This window comes from Microbispora sp. CL1-1, assembly GCF_012034195.1.
Classification (GTDB): domain Bacteria; phylum Actinomycetota; class Actinomycetes; order Streptosporangiales; family Streptosporangiaceae; genus Microbispora.
Window position 1 is genome coordinate 1 of record NZ_JAATEK010000054.1, and the last position, 20585, is coordinate 20585.

A 20585-nucleotide genomic window follows, 5' to 3' on the forward strand; every position below is an offset into this window, starting at 1 on the left:
ACCCTGGCCGGGTCCACCCTGGCCGCCCTGACCGGGTCCACCCTGGCCGCCCTGACCGGGTCCGCCCTGGCCGCCCTGACCGGACCCGCCGCCCCAGTGGCCAGAGCCGCCGGAGCCGCCCTGGCGGGGCCGGTCCCCGCCCCAGTTGTGGTCAGAGCCGCGGCCCCAGTCCCAGCCGTGGCCATGGCCGAACCCACCCCAGTTCTGGCCGAACCCGCCCCAGCCGCGGCCGCGCCCGTCCCATCTGTGGCCGAACCCGTCCCAGCGCTGACCGATCCCGAACCCGCGACCGGGGAGGCCGTACCAGCAGCCGGGCAGGTCAAGGGTCCGGTCACAGTTCCAGCGGCCGGGCAGGGGGTACGCGCGACCGTTGAGGATGTACACCGGAGTGCGGTAGCTGCACGTGGGCATGATGTACACCCCACCGTTCATGATGTACTGGCAGCCGGGCAGGACGTACGTGCGGCCATCCAGGACGTACTCATGAACAACGCGCTCGTCGAGCCGGTAACCGGGGAGGCCGTACCAGCGGCCGGGTAGGCCGGCGATGGGCTGCTCGTACCAGTCGCCGGGCAGGGCGTACGTGCGGCCGCTCAGGATGTAGACGGGACGGGTTTGGCTGCAGGTGGGCATGACGTACACCCCGCCGTTCACGATGTACTGGCAGCCGGGCAGGACGTACGTGCGGCCGTTCAGGATGTATTTGTGATCGCGGTCCCCGCGGAAGCGACCTTGCACGGTGTGCCTCGGGGAGTAACCGTTCCTCGCGCTGATGTGGGACCTGCTGCTGGCCGTGTGCGTGGTGGTGGTCGCCGCACTCGAGGCAGCGTGCGTGAGGGTGCGCGCCGCGCTTGTGACCGTGTGCGTTGTGCTCACCGCGCTTGCGACCTGGGTGGCCACCGCCGCAGTGGTGATCAGTGCAGCGGCGGCGAGGACGCCACCGGCAACGAGAGCTTTCTTCATCAGGAGATGATTCCTTTCGTGAGGTTCGCGGAAGGCGCCATGCTCTCTTCCTGATGGGGTCGAGGACGCATCCCGGGAGCCGACCGGCTGAGAATGGCGCGGCGGAACGTGTAGTTCTTCGGTCGAGATGGTGCGAATCGAACTCTCGATAAGAACCCATCCGAGGAGGTCAGGAATACGAATTCTCAACAGAAAGCACGATGAGTTCGCAGATCCATGGAAGATGAATGCATGGGTTGAACAGGTCGACAGTCTGCGCCCCCGCTGCTGTCGCGATGGCGTCCGCCGTGGTACGACGGCGCGTGCCTCGCTTGAACAGACCGTCAATGCACTGTCCGCTGGTAACGGCCGGGCAGCGAGCGAACTCGGTCACCCTGCGACCGAGTCCGACCATCAAGGCGCGCAAGAGCACCACGCTCCGCAGGTGCACCTGCGGCTTCCCGGCCATGGCCAACCTCTCCACGGAATAACTCGTCATCAGATTCTGCTGACAGTTCGACTGCGGGTCACACTGTAATGGGAACGGGTACGCCGGCGCCCGTAGAACTGAAAGATTTCTGTGTGCGTGTCTTAAGGCAGAGGTGCCTTGCGAGCCATCTCGCCGAAAATGCCGTAGCTGGTGATTTGTAGAGGATTTCGATCTATTGTCAGAATTCAGCGGGCATGATACGTAGTGGGAGTGTTGGCAAGAGGCCCTCCCGGAGCTACCAGGAGGGCCCGGCCAGGGCGAAGCGCTGGGCTCGCCGCCAACGGGCGCGCTAGCGTACGGCCCAATGAGCCGACTTTTCCAGGGCGACGTCGAAGGCCCCGCGCTGCTGCAACGGGCCTTCTGGATGTCGTTCGGACTGCTGTTCCTGACCCCAGTCGGGGTGGCGGTGGCCCATTACGAAGGGACGCGGCGCTGGCTGGGCCTGGCGGCCATGGTGGTGTTCGCGCTGATGTACTACGCGGCGGCGTTCGTACGGCGGCACTGGGACGACCCATACACGGTGCGGTCGGTGACGGTGCTGGCGACGTTCGCGCTGCTGGCGGCGGGGCTGCCACCGCTGTTCGGTCTCGACTGGCTGGGTCTGCCGATCTACCTGGCATTCGTGCTGGCGATGTCGCTGCCGCTGCGGTGGGCCGCGTACGGAGTGCTGGTGTCGACGGCCGTGATAGCCGTGGACGGGGTGCTGGTCGGCGCCCCGGCCCCGATGATCGGCGGGTTCGCGCTGGTGCTGCTGGCGTTCGGAATGTTGATGGTCGCGCTCCGGCACTCGCGGACGCTGGTGCTGCAACTGCGCGAGGCTCGCGGCGAGGTCGCCCGGCTCGCCGCCGCCGACGAGCGGTTGCGCATCGCCCGTGACCTGCACGACCTGCTCGGCCACAGCATGTCGCTCATCGTGTTGAAGAGCGAGCTGGCGCGGCGGCTGGCCGACCGGGACCTCGCCCGCGCCATCGCCGAGATCGGCGACATCGAGTCGGTGGCCCGGTCCTCGCTGACGGACGTGCGCGAGGCGATCTCCGGCTACCGGCGGCGTGACCTGAGCGAGGAGCTGGACGGCGCGCGGACGGTCCTGGCTGCGGCCGGAGTGGACACGACTGTACGGATGTCGGGAGCGCCCCTGCCGGATGCGGCCGACGGCGTGTTCGGCTGGGCGGTGCGCGAGTCGGTCACCAACCTCGTCCGCCACGCACGCGCTTCCCGCTGCGTCATCGAGGTAGGACGCGACGGCGACGACGCGGTGCTGGAGGTCCGCGACAACGGCCGGGCCAAGGGGAAGCACGTTCCGGGCAACGGCCTGAACGGCCTGTCCGAGCGCGTCGCTGCCGAGGGCGGCACGATGGAGTCCGGCCCGCTGCCGGGCGGCGGCTTCCGGGTAGCGGTCCGCGTCCCCATCGGGTCTGCCTCATGATCAGGGTCATGCCGGCGGAGAACACGGTGCGGGGCCCCGGATCCAGCGCGTACACATGCTGCGGAAGCATCTGGCGGCTGCGATAGCCTCCCGCAATGCCCTCCGCTTCAGTCGACTGGCCATCGGTCGCGGCCGCGGGTTTCCCCTTTCCCGGGGATGTGGCGGTCCGCCGCCTCGCGGACGAACTCTCGGCCATGCTCGTGTCACCGGATCCCGCGGTCCGTGACGACCACGCTTACACCGCGCTCGCCCGCTGGACCCGCGACGGGCACCTGGACGAGGTGCTCGCGGACATCGGAGACACGTCGGCCAGGCGTTTCACCCACCCGGACATCCAGGCCCGCTCCTTCGCCGCGCTGGTCCTCGCCCGCTGAACACAAGCGAACGGAACTGACACACTTCGCGCCTCGCCAGCGATCTCTCTAATAGAGATCAGGAGGCGAGATGGGCGGAACGCTGTGGATGGAAACCGTCAAGGCAGTTCCCAACCTTGCAGTTGCCCTATTAACCCTCACCCTTGGATGGTTGGTGGGCAACCGGCTCACCGCTCGATGGGACGAGCGGAAGAAGCGCCGAGAGCTGGATCTCCTGGCTCTCGGCGCTTTCTATGAGGCATACGGGCAGTTCTGTTCAATTTGGAAGTCCTGGGACGGCGCTCCTGCCAGTTTCAGAGAGGATGATCGTTTCCAAGCGGAGATGCTGAGCCGTGCTGCCGAAGCAGAGGGCAAAGTGGAGTCGCTCCTTGTGCGACTGGCCTCCGAGCACTCCCTGTCGCAGCGGGAATGCACCCTTCTTGGCTGTTTTCGACAGGCTTTCCAAAGCCTACGGAAGTCCATCCAGCGGAAGGTCCCCCTGCAGTCCCGTATCTATAAGTCCGGCACCCGAGAGATAGTGGCGCATCGGTGGACCAGTGCGGACGCTCCGCCCTACCTTGCCTTCAAGGCTCTCGCCGGCTTCACATCAGACCTCATGTCTAATAGCAGCCTATCAAGTCGTGAGCCAGAGTCCTCCTTCATCGCCTTGCGACATATCACAAGTAACGCTCTGGAGAGGACTTGGGTGGACGAGACGTTCCAGTTGCTTAGCCTCGGAAGCCGCACTTAGCCGATCAAGTGGGCAACTGTTACGAGGGTGTTAGCAAGAGGCCCTCCCGGTGATCCGGGAGGGCCTCTGTAGTGGAGCCGCCTAAGGGAATCGAACCCTTGACCCCTTCATTACGAGTGAAGTGCTCTGGCCGACTGAGCTAAGGCGGCACGCCGCGAACGGCTTCGCACAGTCTACAGGGTTGGCGCGGTTCTCGTGCACCCGTCGCGGCCCGGAGCGTCGCGATCTTCGAAGGCCCCCGGAGGGCCCACGGGCGCGGTCCGGGGGCGTGATCAGCGCGACGAGAGATCGGTAAAACTTCCCGAGCCGCCCACTGGGCCTCCCTTTACCCGATGACCAGCGGAGACAGGGCATACCAGGCGCATCTGTCACACGAAAAGCGCCCTGTCTCGTCCGACGGCGCCCTCGGGCCACCAGACATTTGACCTCATCCCGCACGGCTCTTGCCGGGTGGTCGCCGCCCGCCCGCGGCAGGCGGCATGCTGGTGCTCGTCACGCAGGCGACAGCAGGGGAAACGACGGGTATGCGATCGGCTGGGCAGAAAGCGAAGGTCCTACCGCCTCGTACGCGGTACGGCGGTGGTCAGAGCCGGCGAATGGCGATCGCGGCGCTGGCCGCGCTGCTGCCGTTCGCGGCGTGCTCCAGCCACGCTCCGGCCGGCTCCGAACAGCCCGGCGCGGGCGCGTCGGCCCAGCCGGCGGCCGAGGCGCCCTCGGCCGATCTGCAGCCGTTCTACGCGCAGCGGCCCGCATGGAAGGCGTGCGGCGACGGCTTCCAGTGCGCCAAGATCCAGGTGCCCCTCGACTACTCGAAGCCCACGGGCGAGCGCATCGACCTCAGCGTGATCCGGCTGCCGGCGACCGGCAAGCGCGTCGGCTCCCTGCTCATCAACCCCGGCGGGCCCGGAGGCTCCGGCATCGACTACGCGCGGGCGGCCCGATCCGTGGTCAGCGACAAGGTGCGCGCCCAGTTCGACGTCGTCGGGTTCGACCCGCGCGGCGTGGGCCAGTCGACCCCGGTCACGTGCATGACGGCCTCCCAGCTCGACGCGTACATCGGGATGGACTCCAGCCCGGACACGCCGGCGGAGGTCACGGCGCTCGACAGGGAGTCGAAGCTGTTCGCCGACAACTGCGGAGCCAAGTCGGCCCGGCTGCTCCCCCACGTCGGCACGGCCGACGCGGCCAGGGACATGGACGTCCTGCGCGGCGTCCTCGGCGACCGTGGTCTCACCTATCTCGGCAAGTCGTACGGCACCTATCTGGGCGCGATGTACGCCGACCTGTTCCCCAAGCACGTGCGGGCACTCGTGCTCGACGGCGCGGTGGACCCGGCCGTGCCGTCGCTGAAGTCCAACGAGGTGCAGGCGAAGGGCTTCGAGGTGGCGCTGAAGGCCTTCGTCGAAGACTGCTTCCTCGACAAGTCGTGCCCCTTCAAGAGCCGTACGGTGGACGGCGCGATGCAGGAGATCAGCGACCTGCTGTCGCGGGCCGACCGGCAGCCGCTGAAGAACGACCTGGGCGACGGCCGGCAGATCAACGAGGCGTGGGCGGTCATCGGCATCGCCACTCCGCTGTACGAGCGGGCGGCCTGGCCCCGGCTGCGGGAGGCCCTGGCCAAGGCGATGAACCAGGGCGACGGCACGGAGCTGCTCCAGATGGCCGACCTGCTGGTCGACCGGCGGGCCGACGGCAGCTACTCGAACCAGACCGAGGCCAACATGGCCATCAACTGCGTCGACCACCCGTTCCCCAAGTCGCTGGCCGCCTACCGGAAGGCCGCGGGCCAGGCCGCCAAGGCGGCGCCGCACTTCGGGCCGTTCGTGATGTGGGGTTCGCTGCCCTGCGCCTACTGGCCGGTGAAGTCGGTCGGCACCGACAAGCCGCTCAAGGCCGCCGGCGCGCCGCCCATCCTCGTCGTCGGCACCCTGCGCGACCCCGCGACGCCGTACGAGTGGGCGCAGGGGCTCGCCTCGGAGCTGACCTCGGGCGTGCTGCTCGGGTATGACGGCGACGGGCACACGGCCTACCGCAGCGGCTCGGCGTGCGTGGACAGCGCGGTCGACGACTACCTGCTCGCCCTGCGCACGCCCAAGAGCGGCACGATCTGCCCGAAGACGGGCTGAGACCGGAGACCGACGTAGCGGACGGGCCTTTTCCCGGCAAACCATCCGTCCATATCCCTACAATTCCGGCACATGGCTTACCGGTGGCGATCACGCGATCTGACTGTGCCTGTGACCATGGCCGCGGCCTTGGCCGTGTCCGGATGCGGGGTGCTGGGCATGCCCCGTGGGCCGGAAGCCGCCTCACCGATGCCACCTCGGCCGTCCGCCACGTCAGCTCAGAAGCCCACGTCGGCCGAGGAGCCCACGTCGGCCGAGAAGCCCACGTCGGCCGAGAAGCCCACGTCGGCCGAGGAGCCCACCGGGGCGTCTCTGACCAAGGAGGGGTGGTTCGGTCCCACCGGCCCCCTCCACGCGCGGGTGGAGATGCGCGAGGTGGAACGGCTGGCCGACCGGTCCGTCCTCCATTTCACGGTCACCTCGCTGGAGGACGAGCCACGCCACACCGGCAACGCGTTCGGGACGGCGGCCGGTGACTTCGGCAGCTACCGCATCCCGCTCGTCGATCCGGTCGGTGGCAAGGTCTATCACCCGCTGACCGACCAAATCGGAACGCTGGGCAGCAAACCGGGATATTACGAGCCCGGCGTGCGCTACGAGACCGTCGTCTACTACCCGCCGCTCCCGGCCGGCGTCCGTACGGTCACCGCGATCACTCCGGGCACGGCCGGGGAGTTCACCGGCGTGCCCGTGGTGGACGGCACCGGTTCCGGCAGCGCCATGTCGCCTACGACCGCCCCCGGCAGCACGCCGCAGCCCGGCACCACCGTGTCGTGGCCGGTGCGGGAACCCACCGGAGAGGTCACCAGCAGCGTCCAGGACCTGTACGGCATCACCGAGAGCCCGGAGAAGACGACCGACGCGAGCGGCGGCGACGAGACCGTGGGCCTGCGCACCGACGTGCTGTTCGCCTTCGACTCCGACCGGCTCACGGCACGGGCCAAAGCCGTGCTCGACGACGTCGCGAAGGAGACCCGGGAGAAGGCCGATCCTGACCGGCCTCCCATCCTCATCGAGGGCCATACCGACGGCAAGGGCACCCACGCGTACAACATGGCCCTGTCCCTGCGGCGCGCGGAAGCCGTACGCAAGGAACTGCAGGCGCGCCTCGGCGGGGCGTACCGATACCGCGCGACGGGCAAGGGCGAGACCGAGCCCGTCGCCCGCGAGGGAGGGGCGGACGACGAGGATGCGCGGGCCAGGAACCGGCGGGTGGAGATCTCCTACCGCATCAAGCAGCCGACCGGCGGCTCCACGGCCTCGGCAACCGAGGAGACCCGTGCCGACGAGCCCACCGCGGGCGGGGGACGACCGGCGCCGTTCCACGCGGACGACGGCGAGACCGTGGCCGGCCGGACCACCACCCAGAAGCCGACCGGGCAGCGTCTCCGCATCGACGTGAAGCCCTTCTATCGCGACGGCGCCTACCTCGTCGCGGTGTTCGACATCGTCAACCTCGGGCCGCGCGCCCTCGGCGCGGGGACCGGATATGGCGGGGACATCGCCTACATCGGCGGCTGGTACACCGGCTTCTCCGTCGTCGATCCCGCCTCGCACACCGTCTATCGCGCCGTACGGATGGGGCCTGACGACCCGCACGGCCCCGACGACTACGTGGACCCGGGCTGGGCGACGTTCAACGTCGAACCGGGCACGGGCAACCGCGGCTTCTTCTACGTGCCGGCGCCCCCTCCAGGCGTCACGAGCGTGACCTTCGACGCCGGCCCCTTCGGCAGGTTCGACAACATCCCCGTACGTTAACCCCGTACGTTAACCCGGACAAAGGTGAAAGTTTCACGATCGGCAGTTTCGTGATCGACACTCCGATGCCTGCTCGGCCCAGGTGATCAGGCCGCTGCCCGCTCGGCCGAGCAGGCCCGGCACCTTGACCATCCCTCGCGCATGGGGTCTACTCCGCCGCATGACACGGTCTCCCGCCGTGAAATGTTAGCGCTCACATTAACGTAACCCGCTCGGCGAGCGACCACCACTTCAGGAGGCGCATGTGAGATCCGCTTTATCGCCATACAGGCGCACGGTCGCCTGGATCGTGAGCCTGCTGTGCGTGCTGGTGCTGCTCCCGGCCGGCGCGGCCAGGGCGGACAACCCGATCGTGCAGACGATCTACACCGCCGACCCGGCGCCGCTGGTCTACAACGGCCGGGTCTACCTCTACACCGGGCACGACGAGGACGGCTCGACGTACTTCACCATGAAGGACTGGCGGGTCTGGTCCTCGACCGACATGGTCAACTGGACCGATCACGGCTCTCCGCTGAGCGTGTCCACCTTCAGCTGGGCCAAATCGGACGCCTGGGCCGGGCAGGCCGTCTATCGCAACGGCAAGTTCTACTGGTACGTCCCCACGACCAACCGGTCCACCGGCAGGATGGCCATCGGCGTGGCCGTATCCAACAGCCCCACCGGGGCCTTCAGCGACGCCCTGGGCCGCCCCCTGGTCGAGAACGGCGAGATCGACCCAACGGTCTACATCGACGACGACGGACAGGCCTACCTCTACTGGGGCAACCCCAACCTGTGGTACGTCAAGCTCAACAGCGACATGACCTCCTATTCGGGCAGCCCGACGAAGGTCAACCTCACCACCTCCGGGTTCGGCACCCGCACCGGGGACGCCAACCGGCCGACGCTGTTCGAGGAAGGCCCCTGGTTCTACAAGCGGGGCGGCCTCTACTACATGGTGTTCGCGGCCAAGTGCTGCTCGGAGTTCATCGCCTACTCCACCGCCCCCGGTCCGACCGGCCCGTGGACCTACCGCGGCACGATCATGCCGACCCAGGGCAGCAGCTTCACCAATCACCCCGGGATCATCGACTATCAGGGCAATTCGTACTTCTTCTATCACAACGGCGCACTGCCGGGCGGTGGCGGCTTCACCCGCTCGGTCGCGGTGGAGAAGTTCACCTACAACGCCGACGGCACGATCCCGACGATCAACATGACCACGACCGGCGCGCCGCAGGTGGGCACGTTGAACCCGTACGTCCGCCAGGAGGCCGAGACCATCGCCTGGGAATCCGGCGTGGAGACCGAGCCCTCCACCGAAGGCGGCATGAACGTCGGCTTCATCGAAAACGGCGACTACATCAAGGTCAAGGGCGTCGCCTTCGGCAACGGCGCGACGTCGTTCACCGCGAGGGTGGCTTCCGGCGCCAGCGGAGGAAACATCGAGGTGCGCCGCGACAGCGCCACCGGCACCCTCATGGGCACCTGCGCGGTCCCGGCCACCGGCGGCTGGCAGGCCTGGACGACCGTCTCCTGCCCCGTCACCGGCGCGACCGGCACCCACGACCTCTACCTCAGGTTCACCGGCGGCAGCGGCTATCTGTTCAACGTCAACTGGTGGCAGTTCAGCGGCGACGGCGGGCCACCCGCCAGCCCTTCGCCGTCCCCCTCCGCGCCCGCGTCGCCGTCCGCGTCGCCGTCCGCGTCGCCGACGGGCACCCCGCAGACGACGAGCGCGATCCGGGGCACGGGCTCGGGCCGGTGCCTGGACGTCACCGAGATGTCGCAGGCCAACGGGGCGCAGGTGCAGATCTGGGACTGCAACGGGCAGTCCAACCAGCAGTGGACCTCCACCAGCGCCGGTGAGCTGCGCGTCTACGGCAACAAGTGCCTCGACGTCAACGGCGCGGGCACCGCGGACGGCACCAGCGTGATCATCTGGGACTGCAACGGCCAGAACAACCAGAAGTGGCGCTTCAACTCCGACGGCAGCATCACCGCCGTCGGCGCGAACAAGTGCCTCGACGTGTCGAACTACGGCACCGCCAACGGCAGCAAGGTGCACATCTGGACCTGCCACGGCGGAAGCAACCAGAAGTGGACCCGCACCTGATTCCGTAGAGCTCGGGGACGGCGCTTCGACGCGCCGTCCCCGGCCTGCCGCACGTCACGCGCGCCGGCGGGCGGCCCTCTCGACGATCGCCGCCCCGGTCTCGGACTCCAGCGCCGGGGTGTAGCCCGCGGCGCGCAACCGGGCCAGGGTCTCCTCCTCGCCCCGCGCGCTGATCAGCACCGTCGGGGCGATCTTGCGCAGGCCCAGCGTACGCAGCGCCGCGGAGCGGGCGAGCTCCTCGACGAGCGCTTCGTCGTCGGAACGCAGGCAGCACCCGGAGCGCACCACCCGGACACGCCCGTGCGTACGGGCGGTGTCCTTGATCAGATATTTCAGCGGCTGCGGCAGGGGCGCCTCGGCCACCTCGGCGAGCCGCGCGAGCAGGGCGTCGGCCTCGTGCCCGCGGTCGAAGGCCCGGCGTACGGTCGAGCCGGAGAAGCGCCAGACCACGGCGTGCCCCTCCGACTCGCGGTCGGCGACGTCGTCGAGCAGCTCGGCGAGCTCCGGGCCGGGCATCCCGCGCACCACGGCCGTCAGGTCGGCCTGGAAGAAGGCGGTGGCCTGTGCGGGCGGGAGCATGGCCGTCAGGGCGGCGGTCAGCGCGGGCTCCGGCGACGTCCACGCCGCACCGCTGAGCAGCAGATCGCGTACGGCACGGCCGACGCCGGTGAGGGCGCCCCCGGCGACCACGCCGAGCAGCTCGGCCTCGCGCAGCACGGCGCTTACCAGGTCGTCGTCCGCCCCCGACTCCGCGAAGTGGAGCGGGCGATGCCAGGCCGCCCGTTCCGTCACGTACGGCAGGCCGTCGGCGGAGACGCCCTTGCCCGGGGGAAGCGCGGCGAGCGCGTCGAGGACGGCGCTCCTGATCCCGACCGCGTACGGATCGTCGGGCTCGATGATGGCGACCGGCGTCCCGGCCTCCTCGGGCCAGAACGTGTAGACGGCGGGGATGGTCGCCCAGGTGGCGATGATCGGCGTCAGCCGCTCGGCGGGAGACCGCTGCAGCCAGTCGTCGTACTCCGGCTTCGGTAGCAGGCTCACGACCGGATCCGGCAGCTTGCCGCGATGGCCCTTCGGCCGCTGCACCGGCTCGGCGTGCAGGCCGAGCAGCCCGGCCTGCATCGCCAGATCGAGCCAGAGCCGGGCGACCTCCTCGGCCACACCGGCCGCCTTGGCGATCCGCCTGGTGTCGCGGACCGCCAGGCCGCCGGCCTTGCGCAGGGCGGGAGGCTGGCCGGCGCACGCGGCGAGCACCCGCTCGATCTGGGACAGCGCGGCCGTGGCGGCCGCCTGGGCGGAACCATCGGCGCCGACGGCGTCGGGAAGGCCGGACGGAGGCCGCGGCGGCTCCGGCGTGAACGGCACACGCAACTCGCCGAGAACGGCCACGGCGACCTCGATCGGCACCTCCGCCGTGTCGTCCAGCCCGGCGGGCAGGAGGAGGCCGCGCGCGGCCAGCCAGTCGGTGTCCGGGTCGCCGGAGCCTCCCGGCCGGAAGGCGTACTTCAGCACCTGGTGATAACCGAAGACGCCGCGCGCCTGATAGGCGTGGGTGAGCACCCGCGATCCGCTCCCGATGATCTCCAGCAGCCACTGCCGGGCGCTCGCGGGGGCCTGCGCGAGCAGGGCCCGCACCCGCTCCTGGTCGGTGAGCAGGTCGAGCACGTTGCGCTCCGCGTCCTCCCGCATCCTGGCCTTCGGGAATCCCAGGGCCTCGGCGATCGCGTGGACCTCCGGAGCGTTGAAGTGAAGCCCGATGAGCTCCGCCGCCGGGCGGCCCAGCCCCGCCGTCTCGGCGAGGTGCGCGTGGACGCCCGTGGACACGATCACATGGTCGGCGTGCGGTGGAAGCACCAACGCCATGTCGGCGAGCGCGTCCAAAGTGGCGGCCGCGTGGTCCCGCAGGGCGGGATCGTCTCCGGCTAACAGGTCGAGCACGTCGGCGCGGGGCACGGCCCTCGTCACCGGGTCCCCGTCATGCCAGAGGTCGAGCAGCGGCCCGTGGCGCTGCGCCGCCAGCCACGCGACGGCCGACAGGGCCTGATGCTGGGGACGGGTGCAGAACCGCGCGAGCGCGAGCGCCGCACGCGGCTGCAGCAGCAGCCGGGCGAGGTCCTGCGGAGTCACGTCGTCGTCTGTGGTGAACCCGACCCGGGCGAGGATCAGCCTCCGGTCCTCTGGCGACTTCGTCTTCAGCCATGACGCCAGGCGCTGCCGAGTGCTCATCACCGCAGCGTATTACGCCGCGTACGGCGGCCGGGCCGGTCTCGGCGGTCCATATATGGATGGCGGCGGCTATCCGCGGGCGTGCTCCAGTGCCCAGGCGCAGATGGCGCCCAGCGGTTCGCGCAGCGTACGCCCCAGGTCGGTCAGCGCGTACTCCACATGCTGGGGCGCCGTGTCCTTGATGACCCGCCGTTCGACCATGCCGTCCTTCTCCAGGCCGCGCAGCGTCTCGGTCAGCACCTTCTGCGTGATGCCGGGCAGCCGCCGGCGCAGCCGGCTGTGCCTCTGGGGACCGGCCAGCAGGGCGTAGATCACCAGCACCCGCCACTTCGCCGCGAACCGCTCAAGGGCCTGCCGCGTGGCGCAGCTCTCCTCCAGCGTGTCGGGAATCACGGGATCCATGCGGCCCTCCTCCGTACGCCTGACTGATGGGCACCACAAAGTGCCTTCTGGCCCGAAGAATCCGGCACGCCTAGCTTCTCAAGCATGAGCGATCTCGTCATCCACACCTACACGGCGGCGGAGCCGGGCCTGTTCGCCAACAGCTATCTGCTGGAGACGGCCGAGGGGGTGGTCCTCGTGGACGGCAACCTGCTCGTCTCCGACGCCCGGGCACTCGCGGCGCGCCTGGCCGCGCTCCGCAAGCCGCTGCTCGGAGCGTTCGTCACCCACGCACACCCCGACCACTTCAACGGCCTGCCGTACGTGGTGGACGAGGACGTGCCGGTGCACGCCTCGGTCGCGGTGGCGGAGACGATCGAGCGGATCGCCGTGCCCAAGCGGGAGCAGTGGCAGCCGGTGTACGGCGACGAGTGGCCCGACCGATATCGGGTGCCCGACCACCTGCTGAAGGACGGGGATATCATCGAGGTCGCCGGCCTGCGGGTCCAGGTGCGTGACCTTGGGCCGGCGGAGAGCCATGCCGACTCCTATGTCCTGGTGGAGGCGGGCGGCGAACGGGTGGCCTTCACGGGCGACCTGGCGTTCGGCGGGACGCACCCCTACACCGCGGACGGACACTCCACGGCCTGGCTGCACGTCCTCGACCGCGTCATCGACGAGTTGGACGGCTTGGTCCTCTACCCGGGCCACGGCTCCCCGAGCGACACCGGCATGTTCCTCCGGCAACGGCGATACCTGCTGCTCTACCGGGAGGTCGTACGGCGGCTCGCCGGGGACGGCGCCCCGCTGACGGATCGGCAGAAGCAGGAGCTGACCACGGTGATGACGGGCTTCCTGCCGGACGCGCCCCTGGAGTGGCTCATCGGCCTGGGCGCCGACGCGGTGGCCGCCGAACTGTCCACCCTGGCCACCACGTCTGGGGAGGCCGGACGATGACGACCACGGTGCGGACCGAGCGGGTCGCCTTCCCGGCGGCCGGTGTCGAGCTCGTCGGAGAGCTCAGGGTGCCCGAACGGCGCGAACCCTCGCCCGCCGTCGTCCTCACCGGGCCCTTCACCGGAGTGAAGGAACAGGTCACGGGCATGTATGCGGAGCGGCTCGCCCGGGCGGGCCTGGTCACCCTGGCCTTCGACCCTCGGGGGTTCGGCGAGAGCGGAGGGCGCCGAGGGCACGAGGACAGCGCGGGCAAGCTCGCCGACCTGCGCGCCGCGGTGAGCCTGCTCGCCCGCCGGGCCGAGGTCGCCCCGGACCGGATCGGCCTCGTCGGGGTGTGCCTCGGCGGCGGGTACGCGGTGCGGGCGGCCGCCACCGACCCACGGGTGAAGGCGGTCGCCGGAATCGCCGGCGCCTACAACAGCCCGGCCTGGTTCGCCGAGCAGATGGGCGCCGACGCCTACCGGACCGCGCTCGCGCGTTTCCTCGACCGCTACGACGAGTATCTGCCCGCGGTGGCGCCCGGCGGCGGTGAGGCCGCGATGCCCGGTGACGAGCCGTACGCCTACTACGGCACCTCCCGCTCCGCCTCACCGCATTGGGACAACCGGGTGACCTGGGGGTCGCTCCATTCGCTGATGACGTTCGACGCACTCGGCGCGGCGCCACTGCTCGCCGCCACGCCGCTGCTCGTCGTCCACGGACGGGTCGACGCGTACTGCGCGCCCGAGCTGGCGGAGACCCTCATCCAGCGCAGCCCGGGAAAGAAGGAGACGCTCTGGCTCGACTGCCGCGAGCACATCGACCTGTACGACGTGGAGCCGCATGTCACGCGCGCCGCCGAGGCGACGGCGGACTTCCTGCATCGGCACCTGTGACAGCGAGGCCCGCCGTGTCAGGCGCTCGGGTCGCTCTCGGCCACCACCTCGGCGTCACCGTACATCGCGTCATGCTGCTTGCGCGGGGCGCAGACGCTGGCCTTGGAGCAGGCGCAGCGCCGGCCGCCCTCGTTGAGGCGGACGATGACGGAGTCGGACGGCACGTTGTGGCCCACCACGGTGCCGGGGCCCTGCGGGGTGTCCACCGCGAGGCCGGTGCGCGGCGCCGACGCCCGGAACTCCTGATAGAGCGGGTGCTCGTACTTCAGGCAGCACATCAGCCGGCCGCAGGCGCCCGCGATCCTGAGCGGGTTGACCGGGAGGTCCTGGTCTTTGGCCATCCGCACCGAGACCGGCTCGAAGTCCTTGAGGAACGTCGCGCAGCACAGGTCGCGCCCGCAGGGGCCGATGCCGCCCTGCAGCCTGGCCTCGTCACGGGGGCCGATCTGGCGCAGCTCCACCCGGGCACGCAGGTTGCGGGCCAGGTCGCGCACGAGCGCCCGGAAGTCGACCCGGTGAGGCGCGGAGAAATACACGGTGTAGACGTTGTCGGCGTCCAGGTAGTCGACGCCGACAACCTTCATCGGCAGCTCGTGCCGTTTGATGAGGCGCTTGGACACGCTGCGTGCCTCCGCCCTGCGGCGGCGGTTGGTCTCGTCACGGGTCAGGTGCTCCTCGGCCGCGATGCCCTGGCAGACGGGCAGACCCTCGACGTCCTCGCTCACGTATTGCGGCGCCCACACGCACTCGGCGACCTCGGGCCCGGAGTCGGTCGGCACGAGGACCTTGTCGCCGACCTTGGGCGAGTGGCCGCCCGGATCGAGGTAGTAGAGCCGTCCGTAACGGGTGAAGCTCACGGCCATCATCATGCCCAAGCGCCGGCCCTCCTCGATCCGTACGGCTAACGCGTCCGAACCCACCATACGTGCCGTACGGCACCGGCAATCATCGCCTGTGGACAACCACAGCCGGACCGGGAGCCCCGGGTCGCCCGCGCACCTACGCGGGCGAGCGGAGCGCGAGGGTCATGGCCTCGACCGCGATCTGCGGGTTCACGTTGGCCGCCAGCCGCTCCCGGCACTTCATGATCGCGTCCGTACGGCGGAGCGTCTGCTCGGGGGTGGACGCCCGTGCGACGGCCTCCACCTCGTGCCTGCGGTCCTCGTTGGCCAGCTCGACGGAGGCCCCGAACTGCACAGCCAGCACGTCACGGTAGAACGCCACGAGTTCGAGCAGCGCGAGGTCGAGGGAGTCGCGCTTGATGCGGGTCGCCCGCGATTTCTGCATGGTCTCGAGCTCCTTGAGCGCGCCCGCGCCGCCCCGCACGAGGCCCTTGTTGAGCCCCTTACCGGACGAGCCCTCGCCGTAGACCTTGCGCAGCTCGGCCGTCTCGACCTCGTTCAGCGCGGTCGTGGCCGCGTCGGCGTCCTCGGTGGAGGTCTTCACCAGCCGCTCGGCGGCGGTGATGCACTCCGCCACCCCGGTCAGCGACCGGGGGATCGACAGCACGTCGTCGCGCCGGCGTCGGACCTCCTCGTCCAGCGCGAGCCGCCGCGCCCGGCCGATGTCGCCCTGGGCCGCCCGCGCGGCGTCGAGCGCCACGTCGTGGGGCACCCCGTCGCGGGTCACCAGGACGTTCGCGACCGCCTCGGTGGAGGGCGTGCCCAGCGTCACGACCCGGCAGCGCGAGCGGATCGTGATGATCATGTCGTCCGGTGAGGGCGCGCACAGCAGCCACACGGTCCGCGGCGGTGGTTCCTCGATGGCCTTGAGCAGCGCGTTGGCCGCCGCCTCCGTCACCCGGTCGGCGTCATCGAACAGCACGATCCGCCAGCGGCCGAGCGTGGGCGCCCCCGCCGCCTTGAGCACGAGCTCGCGGGTCTGCCGCACGCTGTACGACAGGCCCTCGGGCCGGACGAACGTGACGTCCGGGTGCGAGCCGACCTCGACCTGATGGCAGTCGTCACAGTGGCCGCAGCCCTGGTCGGGGCAGAGCAGCGAGGCCGCGAACGCCGTGGCGGCCGCGGACCGCAGGGCCGGCCCGGTGAACAGCCAGGCGTGCGTCATGCCCGCGCCGCGGCCTCCGGCGATGACGTCGGCGGCGGCCGACGCGGCCCGACGCATCACGTCGATCGCCCGGTCCTGCCCGATCAGGTCCCCGAAGACGGTCATGCGCGGCTACCCGAAGTCGCGGATGGCGGGCATCGTGCCGGTGGCCTCCTCGGCCTCCTGCGGCACCGGGTCAGGGAGGATCTCCCGCACCCGGTCCTGGATCAGGCGCGTCACCTCCCGCTGGTCCAGCGTGCCGTCCACCACGAGATAGCGGTCGGGGTCGGCCGCCGCCAGCGCCCGGAACTCGCGCCGCACCCGCTCGTGGAACTCCAGCGGCTCGGCCTCGATGCGGTCGGCGGGCGAGGCCATCCGCCGCAGCCCGACGGCGGGCGGCACGTCGATCAGCACGGTCAGGTCGGGGACGAGGCCGCCCGTCGCCCACCTGTTGATCCTCGCGACGTCCTCCGGGTCGAGCGACCGCCCGGCGCCCTGGTAGGCGAGCGACGAGTCCACGTACCTGTCGGAGATCACCGTCGAGCCGCGCCGCAGGGCAGGCCTGATGACCTTCTCCACGTGCTCGGCCCGGTCGGCGGCGTACAGCATCGCCTCGGCCCGTGGAGACAGGCCCTGATGGGCGGCGTCGAGCAGGATCGCCCGCAACCGCATGCCGACCTTGGTCGAGCCCGGCTCGCGGGTCTGCACGACGTCGAAGCCCTGATCACGCAGCCAGATCGCGAGCAGCCGCGACTGGGTGGTCTTGCCAGAGCCCTCGCCGCCTTCGAACGCGATGAACAGACCACGCTCGGGGTCCGTCTCCTCCGGCTCGAACCGCTGCCCGCGCAGGGCGGTCAGCAGGTCGACCGTGATGGGGATTCCCGGCCGGTCGTCCATGTGCCGCAGCGCGACCACCCCGACGGCGACCGCCAGCAGCGCGCCCAGCAGCAGCACGAGGTTGGTGCCGTCGAAGTGGTAGCTGATCCCGGCGAGCCCGAGGTCGTGCGTGCCGAACAGCGCGGCCAGCGTCGATGCCACCGCCACGACCAGCAGCAGCACCACCCGGGCGAGCGACTGCAGGAAGGAGAACGTGCGGCCGCGCAGCCCGTCCTCCACCTCCAGGCCGATCACGGTGTAGCCGATGATCCAGGCGATGCCGGCGCAGGCGCCCAGCACGACGGTCAGCACGACCACGATCACCAGGTTCTGGATCAGCGCGACGGCGGCCAGCGTCAGCCCCGCGAGCACGATCGACAACCCGAACAGCCGCCGCCTCGACAGGCCCTTCAGCAGCCGCAGGCCGAAGAACATGCCGAACGCCATGCCGAGGAAGACGGCGCAGAACACCGCGCCGTAGCCCGCGTCACCGCCGCCCAGGGTCTGCACGTACGCCTTGGCGACGCCGATGACGGCGCCCCCGGCGGCGAACGCCCCGAGCATGCCGATGATCAGGCCGCGTACGACGCGGTTGCCGCCGACGAACCGCCACCCTTCGGTGATCTGCCGCAGCACCGAGGGTGTGGACACGTGCCTGGTGTGGTTGTTCGGAATCGCCCGCAGCGTGAAGACCATCACGGCGGAGGCGAGATAGGCCAGCGCGTTGGCGTACAGCGCCACGCTGGTGGCCGCGACGTCGAACGAGGGCGCGGCGGCCGAGATCGTCGTGACCACGCCCGACACGATCGCGAACAGCGCCGCCGCCACGGGAGCGGTGCCGTACGTCACCAGGAGGTTGAGCTGGTTGGCCTCCTCCAGCCGCTCCTTGGGCACGAGGTTGGGCACCGTCGCGTCCTTGGCGGGCACCCAGAAGAGGTTCACGCACTCGACCAGGAACGTCGCGATGATCACCCACTGGTAGTTGCCGACCAGTGGGATCGACAGCACCACCGCGAACCTGGCGAGGTCGGCGACGACCATCGTCAGCCTGCGGTCGAACCGGTCGGCGACCGCTCCCGCGAGCGGGCCGAGCAGGATCGCGGGCAACATCTTGGCGACGAAGACGCCGCCGATGGCGAGGCTCTGCGCCTGGAAACCGGACCCCGCGGTCAGGTTTCCGGCCAGAGCGGTCAGCGCGATGATGTTGAGCCAGTCACCGAGGCTGCACGTCGCCATCGCCGTCCACAGCCTGCGGAACGACGCGTTCGCCAGCACGTGCGGCTGCTTGCGTCGCGCGGCGGCCCGGCCAGGGGTGCTCATGATGTCAGCGTATCCAGGTGCTCGCTGGGCTTGGGATGCGGACGAGCGGGCCGCTGGGGCCTGCCCGTCGCCTGAGGGTATTACGTCCGCCTCGTCCTCGCTGTCGAGATGGGCCCAATGCTCTATCCGGTTCCACTTCCGATGCCCCGGCGCGGTCAGCCGGGCAGCTCAACGAGAGGACGCCAACCCCGTGATCGGTCCCGCTTCCGCGGATCCGGCGCGGCCGGTCGGCAGCTCGGCGAGGCGGCCCCAACGATCTGTCCGATGCCGCCTCCAGGGTCCGGCGCGGTCAGGCGTGTAGCTCGATGAGGGTGATCTCGGGGGGCGCGCCCACGCGGACCGGCGGCCCCCAGAAGCCCGCCCCTCGTGTCACGTACACCTGGGTCTGGCCGCCGCCCGTGCGCGGCACGCTCGCCAGCCCCGACACCACGGGCTGCTGCAGCGGAACGAGCAGGTTGAACGGCGCCATCTGGCCACCGTGGGTGTGCCCGGACAGCTGGAGATCGACGCCGTGCGCGGCGGCCTGCGTCACCTGGACGGGCTGATGGGCCATGAGCACCACGGGCCGGTTCGCGTCGCGGCCTCCGAGCGCCTTGTCGAGATCCGGGCCGTCGCCGGACGGCACGCCGTTGAGGTCGTTGACGCCCGCGAGGTCAAGCACGGCTCCCCCGTGCCGGATCTCGACCCGCTCGTTGCGCAGCGGCCGGACGCCCAGCGAGCGCAACTCCTCGATCCATTCCTGGGGGCCCTCGGCGGTGTAGTACTCGTGATTGCCGGTCACGAAATATGCGCCATAGCGGGATTCGAGGGACTTGAGCGGCGTGGCCAGATGACCGAGCTCGGCGACCGTGCCGTCCACCAGGTCGCCCACGATCGTCACCGCGTCGGCCTCCAGGCCGTTGATCATCCGGACGATTCGCTCGGTGTGCCCCCGGCCGGTCAGCGGGCCGAGATGGATGTCGCTGACGACCGCGATGCGCAGCCCGCTCATCCGGGGATCGAGCCGGGGCAGGCGGATCGGCACCCGCTCGATCACCGGATCGCCGAGGGCCTCGCTCACGCCATAGCCGACGGTCGCGAGCGCTCCCACGGCCACGACCGCGGAGGCCGTACGGGAGATGAACAGCCGCCGGTCGAGCGCCGGCGGGTCCGCCTCGACCCCCTCCGCCACCGGCCTGCCGGTCGTGGCCGTGCCCTGAGCGGTGGCGCCTCCCCCTGCCGTCGCACCGGCGAGGACCACCTCGTCCACCGGCGCCGCCAGGACCGCCTCGTCCACGGGTGCCGCCTCTCCATCGGCCCGCTCGGCCGGAACGGCGGCTTCGGCCGTACGGCGGCGCCTGGACACGACGAACGTCGCGACCGCCCGGGGCACCTCCATCACCAGGCCCAACACGAACAGGTAGAACATGACGGCCAGCCACAGATAGCCGGGCCAGGCCACGACCCGCTCCACGTCCATGCCGAGGCCGAGCCGGCTCCCGCCGAAGGTCACCACCATCAGGGCGGCGAGGACCACGAGCCCCCACGTCAGCACCCGGCGCGAACGTGATCCCGGCGTCGTCGACGCCCTGACCAGCCTCCGCCACAGGTAGGCGTGCACGACCACGACGGCCACCAGAATCATGCCCACGAACCCCACGAGAACTCCCCTCGACCGGCGGCGATCAAGGGCCGGCTGACGACGATGCTATGAGCTCGCAGCGACAGCCGCGTCCGTTGTCCACAGCCGGGCTCCATCTGTGGACAACTCGCGAAGCCCCGCCGGGGCAGGCCACCGCGCCTGTGACGGTCCCTGGGCAGGCCACCGCCTGCGGGAAGGGCGCGCGCGGCCTCGTCCAGGCAGGACACCCCGCCCGGGACCTCGCCCGGGCGGGGAACCTCACACCGCGCTCAGGGCAGTGCCATCACGCGCGAGCGCACCTGAGCGGGGCGCCCGCCACCGCGCCCGGGCAACCCA

General features: G+C 70.4%; 16 protein-coding genes, 1 tRNA gene and 1 pseudogene. 8 read left to right on the top strand and 10 right to left on the bottom strand.

The window, feature by feature from the left end:
• Positions 1 to 963 (bottom strand): annotated as a pseudogene (locus HCK04_RS41585) (hypothetical protein); the annotation flags it as partial.
• Between the two features lie 169 nt (positions 964 to 1132).
• Complete coding sequence (locus tag HCK04_RS36315; RefSeq protein WP_142651877.1) at positions 1133 to 1411, bottom strand: hypothetical protein; 279 nt, start codon at positions 1409 to 1411, stop codon at positions 1133 to 1135.
• A gap of 325 nt (positions 1412 to 1736) precedes the next feature.
• On the opposite strand from HCK04_RS36315, the gene HCK04_RS36320 reads away from it, so the two are divergent.
• The 3 genes from HCK04_RS36320 to HCK04_RS36330 all read left to right on the top strand — a co-directional run bounded on the left by HCK04_RS36320 (position 1737) and on the right by HCK04_RS36330 (position 3962).
• Positions 1737 to 2858, top strand: a complete 1122-nt coding sequence (locus HCK04_RS36320) for a sensor histidine kinase (RefSeq protein ID WP_142651878.1) — start codon at positions 1737 to 1739, stop codon at positions 2856 to 2858.
• A gap of 95 nt (positions 2859 to 2953) precedes the next feature.
• The gene (locus tag HCK04_RS36325) at positions 2954 to 3232 is read left to right on the top strand and encodes a hypothetical protein (protein WP_142651879.1); all 279 of its coding nucleotides are present in this window, start codon (positions 2954 to 2956) and stop codon (positions 3230 to 3232) included.
• Positions 3233 to 3302: 70 nt separating this feature from the next.
• The gene (locus HCK04_RS36330) at positions 3303 to 3962 is read left to right on the top strand and encodes a hypothetical protein (RefSeq protein ID WP_142651880.1); all 660 of its coding nucleotides are present in this window, start codon (positions 3303 to 3305) and stop codon (positions 3960 to 3962) included.
• 72 nt (positions 3963 to 4034) lie between these two features.
• On the opposite strand, the gene HCK04_RS36335 is transcribed toward HCK04_RS36330, so the two are convergent.
• A tRNA-Thr gene (locus HCK04_RS36335) sits at positions 4035 to 4111 on the bottom strand.
• Between the two features lie 447 nt (positions 4112 to 4558).
• Here HCK04_RS36335 and HCK04_RS36340 point away from each other — a divergent pair.
• On the top strand, positions 4559 to 6088 hold the full coding sequence (locus tag HCK04_RS36340; protein ID WP_185949103.1) for an alpha/beta hydrolase: 1530 nt from the start codon (positions 4559 to 4561) through the stop codon (positions 6086 to 6088).
• Positions 6089 to 6306: 218 nt separating this feature from the next.
• Here the strand turns inward: HCK04_RS36340 and HCK04_RS43930 are convergent, their stop codons facing one another.
• Positions 6307 to 6429, bottom strand: a complete 123-nt coding sequence (locus tag HCK04_RS43930) for a hypothetical protein (RefSeq protein WP_260617531.1) — start codon at positions 6427 to 6429, stop codon at positions 6307 to 6309.
• A 25-nt stretch (positions 6430 to 6454) separates the two neighbouring features.
• Here HCK04_RS43930 and HCK04_RS36345 point away from each other — a divergent pair, with 25 nt between their 5' ends.
• Positions 6455 to 7849, top strand: a complete 1395-nt coding sequence (locus HCK04_RS36345; protein WP_142651882.1) for an OmpA family protein — start codon at positions 6455 to 6457, stop codon at positions 7847 to 7849.
• A 244-nt stretch (positions 7850 to 8093) separates the two neighbouring features.
• On the top strand, positions 8094 to 9947 hold the full coding sequence (locus HCK04_RS36350; protein WP_142651883.1) for a lectin: 1854 nt from the start codon (positions 8094 to 8096) through the stop codon (positions 9945 to 9947).
• A gap of 54 nt (positions 9948 to 10001) precedes the next feature.
• Here HCK04_RS36350 and HCK04_RS36355 read toward each other — a convergent pair whose 3' ends face one another.
• Both HCK04_RS36355 and HCK04_RS36360 read right to left on the bottom strand, forming a co-directional pair.
• Positions 10002 to 12173 carry a helicase-associated domain-containing protein gene (locus HCK04_RS36355; RefSeq protein ID WP_142651884.1) on the bottom strand — a complete coding sequence of 724 codons (2172 nt, stop codon included), beginning with the start codon at positions 12171 to 12173 and terminating at the stop codon, positions 10002 to 10004.
• 69 nt (positions 12174 to 12242) lie between these two features.
• Entirely contained in the window at positions 12243 to 12575 is a 333-nt protein-coding gene (locus HCK04_RS36360) for a helix-turn-helix domain-containing protein (protein ID WP_142651885.1), read from the bottom strand.
• Positions 12576 to 12659: 84 nt separating this feature from the next.
• Here HCK04_RS36360 and HCK04_RS36365 point away from each other — a divergent pair, with 84 nt between their 5' ends.
• Complete coding sequence (locus HCK04_RS36365; RefSeq protein ID WP_142651886.1) at positions 12660 to 13511, top strand: MBL fold metallo-hydrolase; 852 nt, start codon at positions 12660 to 12662, stop codon at positions 13509 to 13511.
• Positions 13508 to 14386 (top strand): alpha/beta hydrolase, encoded by an 879-nt coding sequence (locus HCK04_RS36370; protein ID WP_142651887.1) that lies wholly within the window; start codon positions 13508 to 13510, stop codon positions 14384 to 14386. Before HCK04_RS36365 ends, HCK04_RS36370 begins: the two co-directional genes overlap by 4 nt.
• A 17-nt stretch (positions 14387 to 14403) precedes the next feature.
• Here the strand turns inward: HCK04_RS36370 and ricT are convergent, their stop codons facing one another.
• From ricT to HCK04_RS36390, 4 genes are all read right to left on the bottom strand, one after another.
• Positions 14404 to 15255: a regulatory iron-sulfur-containing complex subunit RicT gene (gene ricT, locus HCK04_RS36375; RefSeq protein WP_142651903.1), complete on the bottom strand. Its 852-nt coding sequence runs from the start codon at positions 15253 to 15255 to the stop codon at positions 14404 to 14406.
• 130 nt (positions 15256 to 15385) lie between these two features.
• On the bottom strand, positions 15386 to 16558 hold the full coding sequence (locus HCK04_RS36380; protein WP_142651888.1) for a DNA polymerase III subunit delta': 1173 nt from the start codon (positions 16556 to 16558) through the stop codon (positions 15386 to 15388).
• Between the two features lie 6 nt (positions 16559 to 16564).
• On the bottom strand, positions 16565 to 18628 hold the full coding sequence (tmk, locus tag HCK04_RS36385; RefSeq protein ID WP_142651889.1) for a dTMP kinase: 2064 nt from the start codon (positions 18626 to 18628) through the stop codon (positions 16565 to 16567).
• A 289-nt stretch (positions 18629 to 18917) separates the two neighbouring features.
• On the bottom strand, positions 18918 to 20252 hold the full coding sequence (locus HCK04_RS36390) for a metallophosphoesterase (RefSeq protein WP_142651904.1): 1335 nt from the start codon (positions 20250 to 20252) through the stop codon (positions 18918 to 18920).
• Positions 20253 to 20585 lie beyond the last annotated feature (333 nt).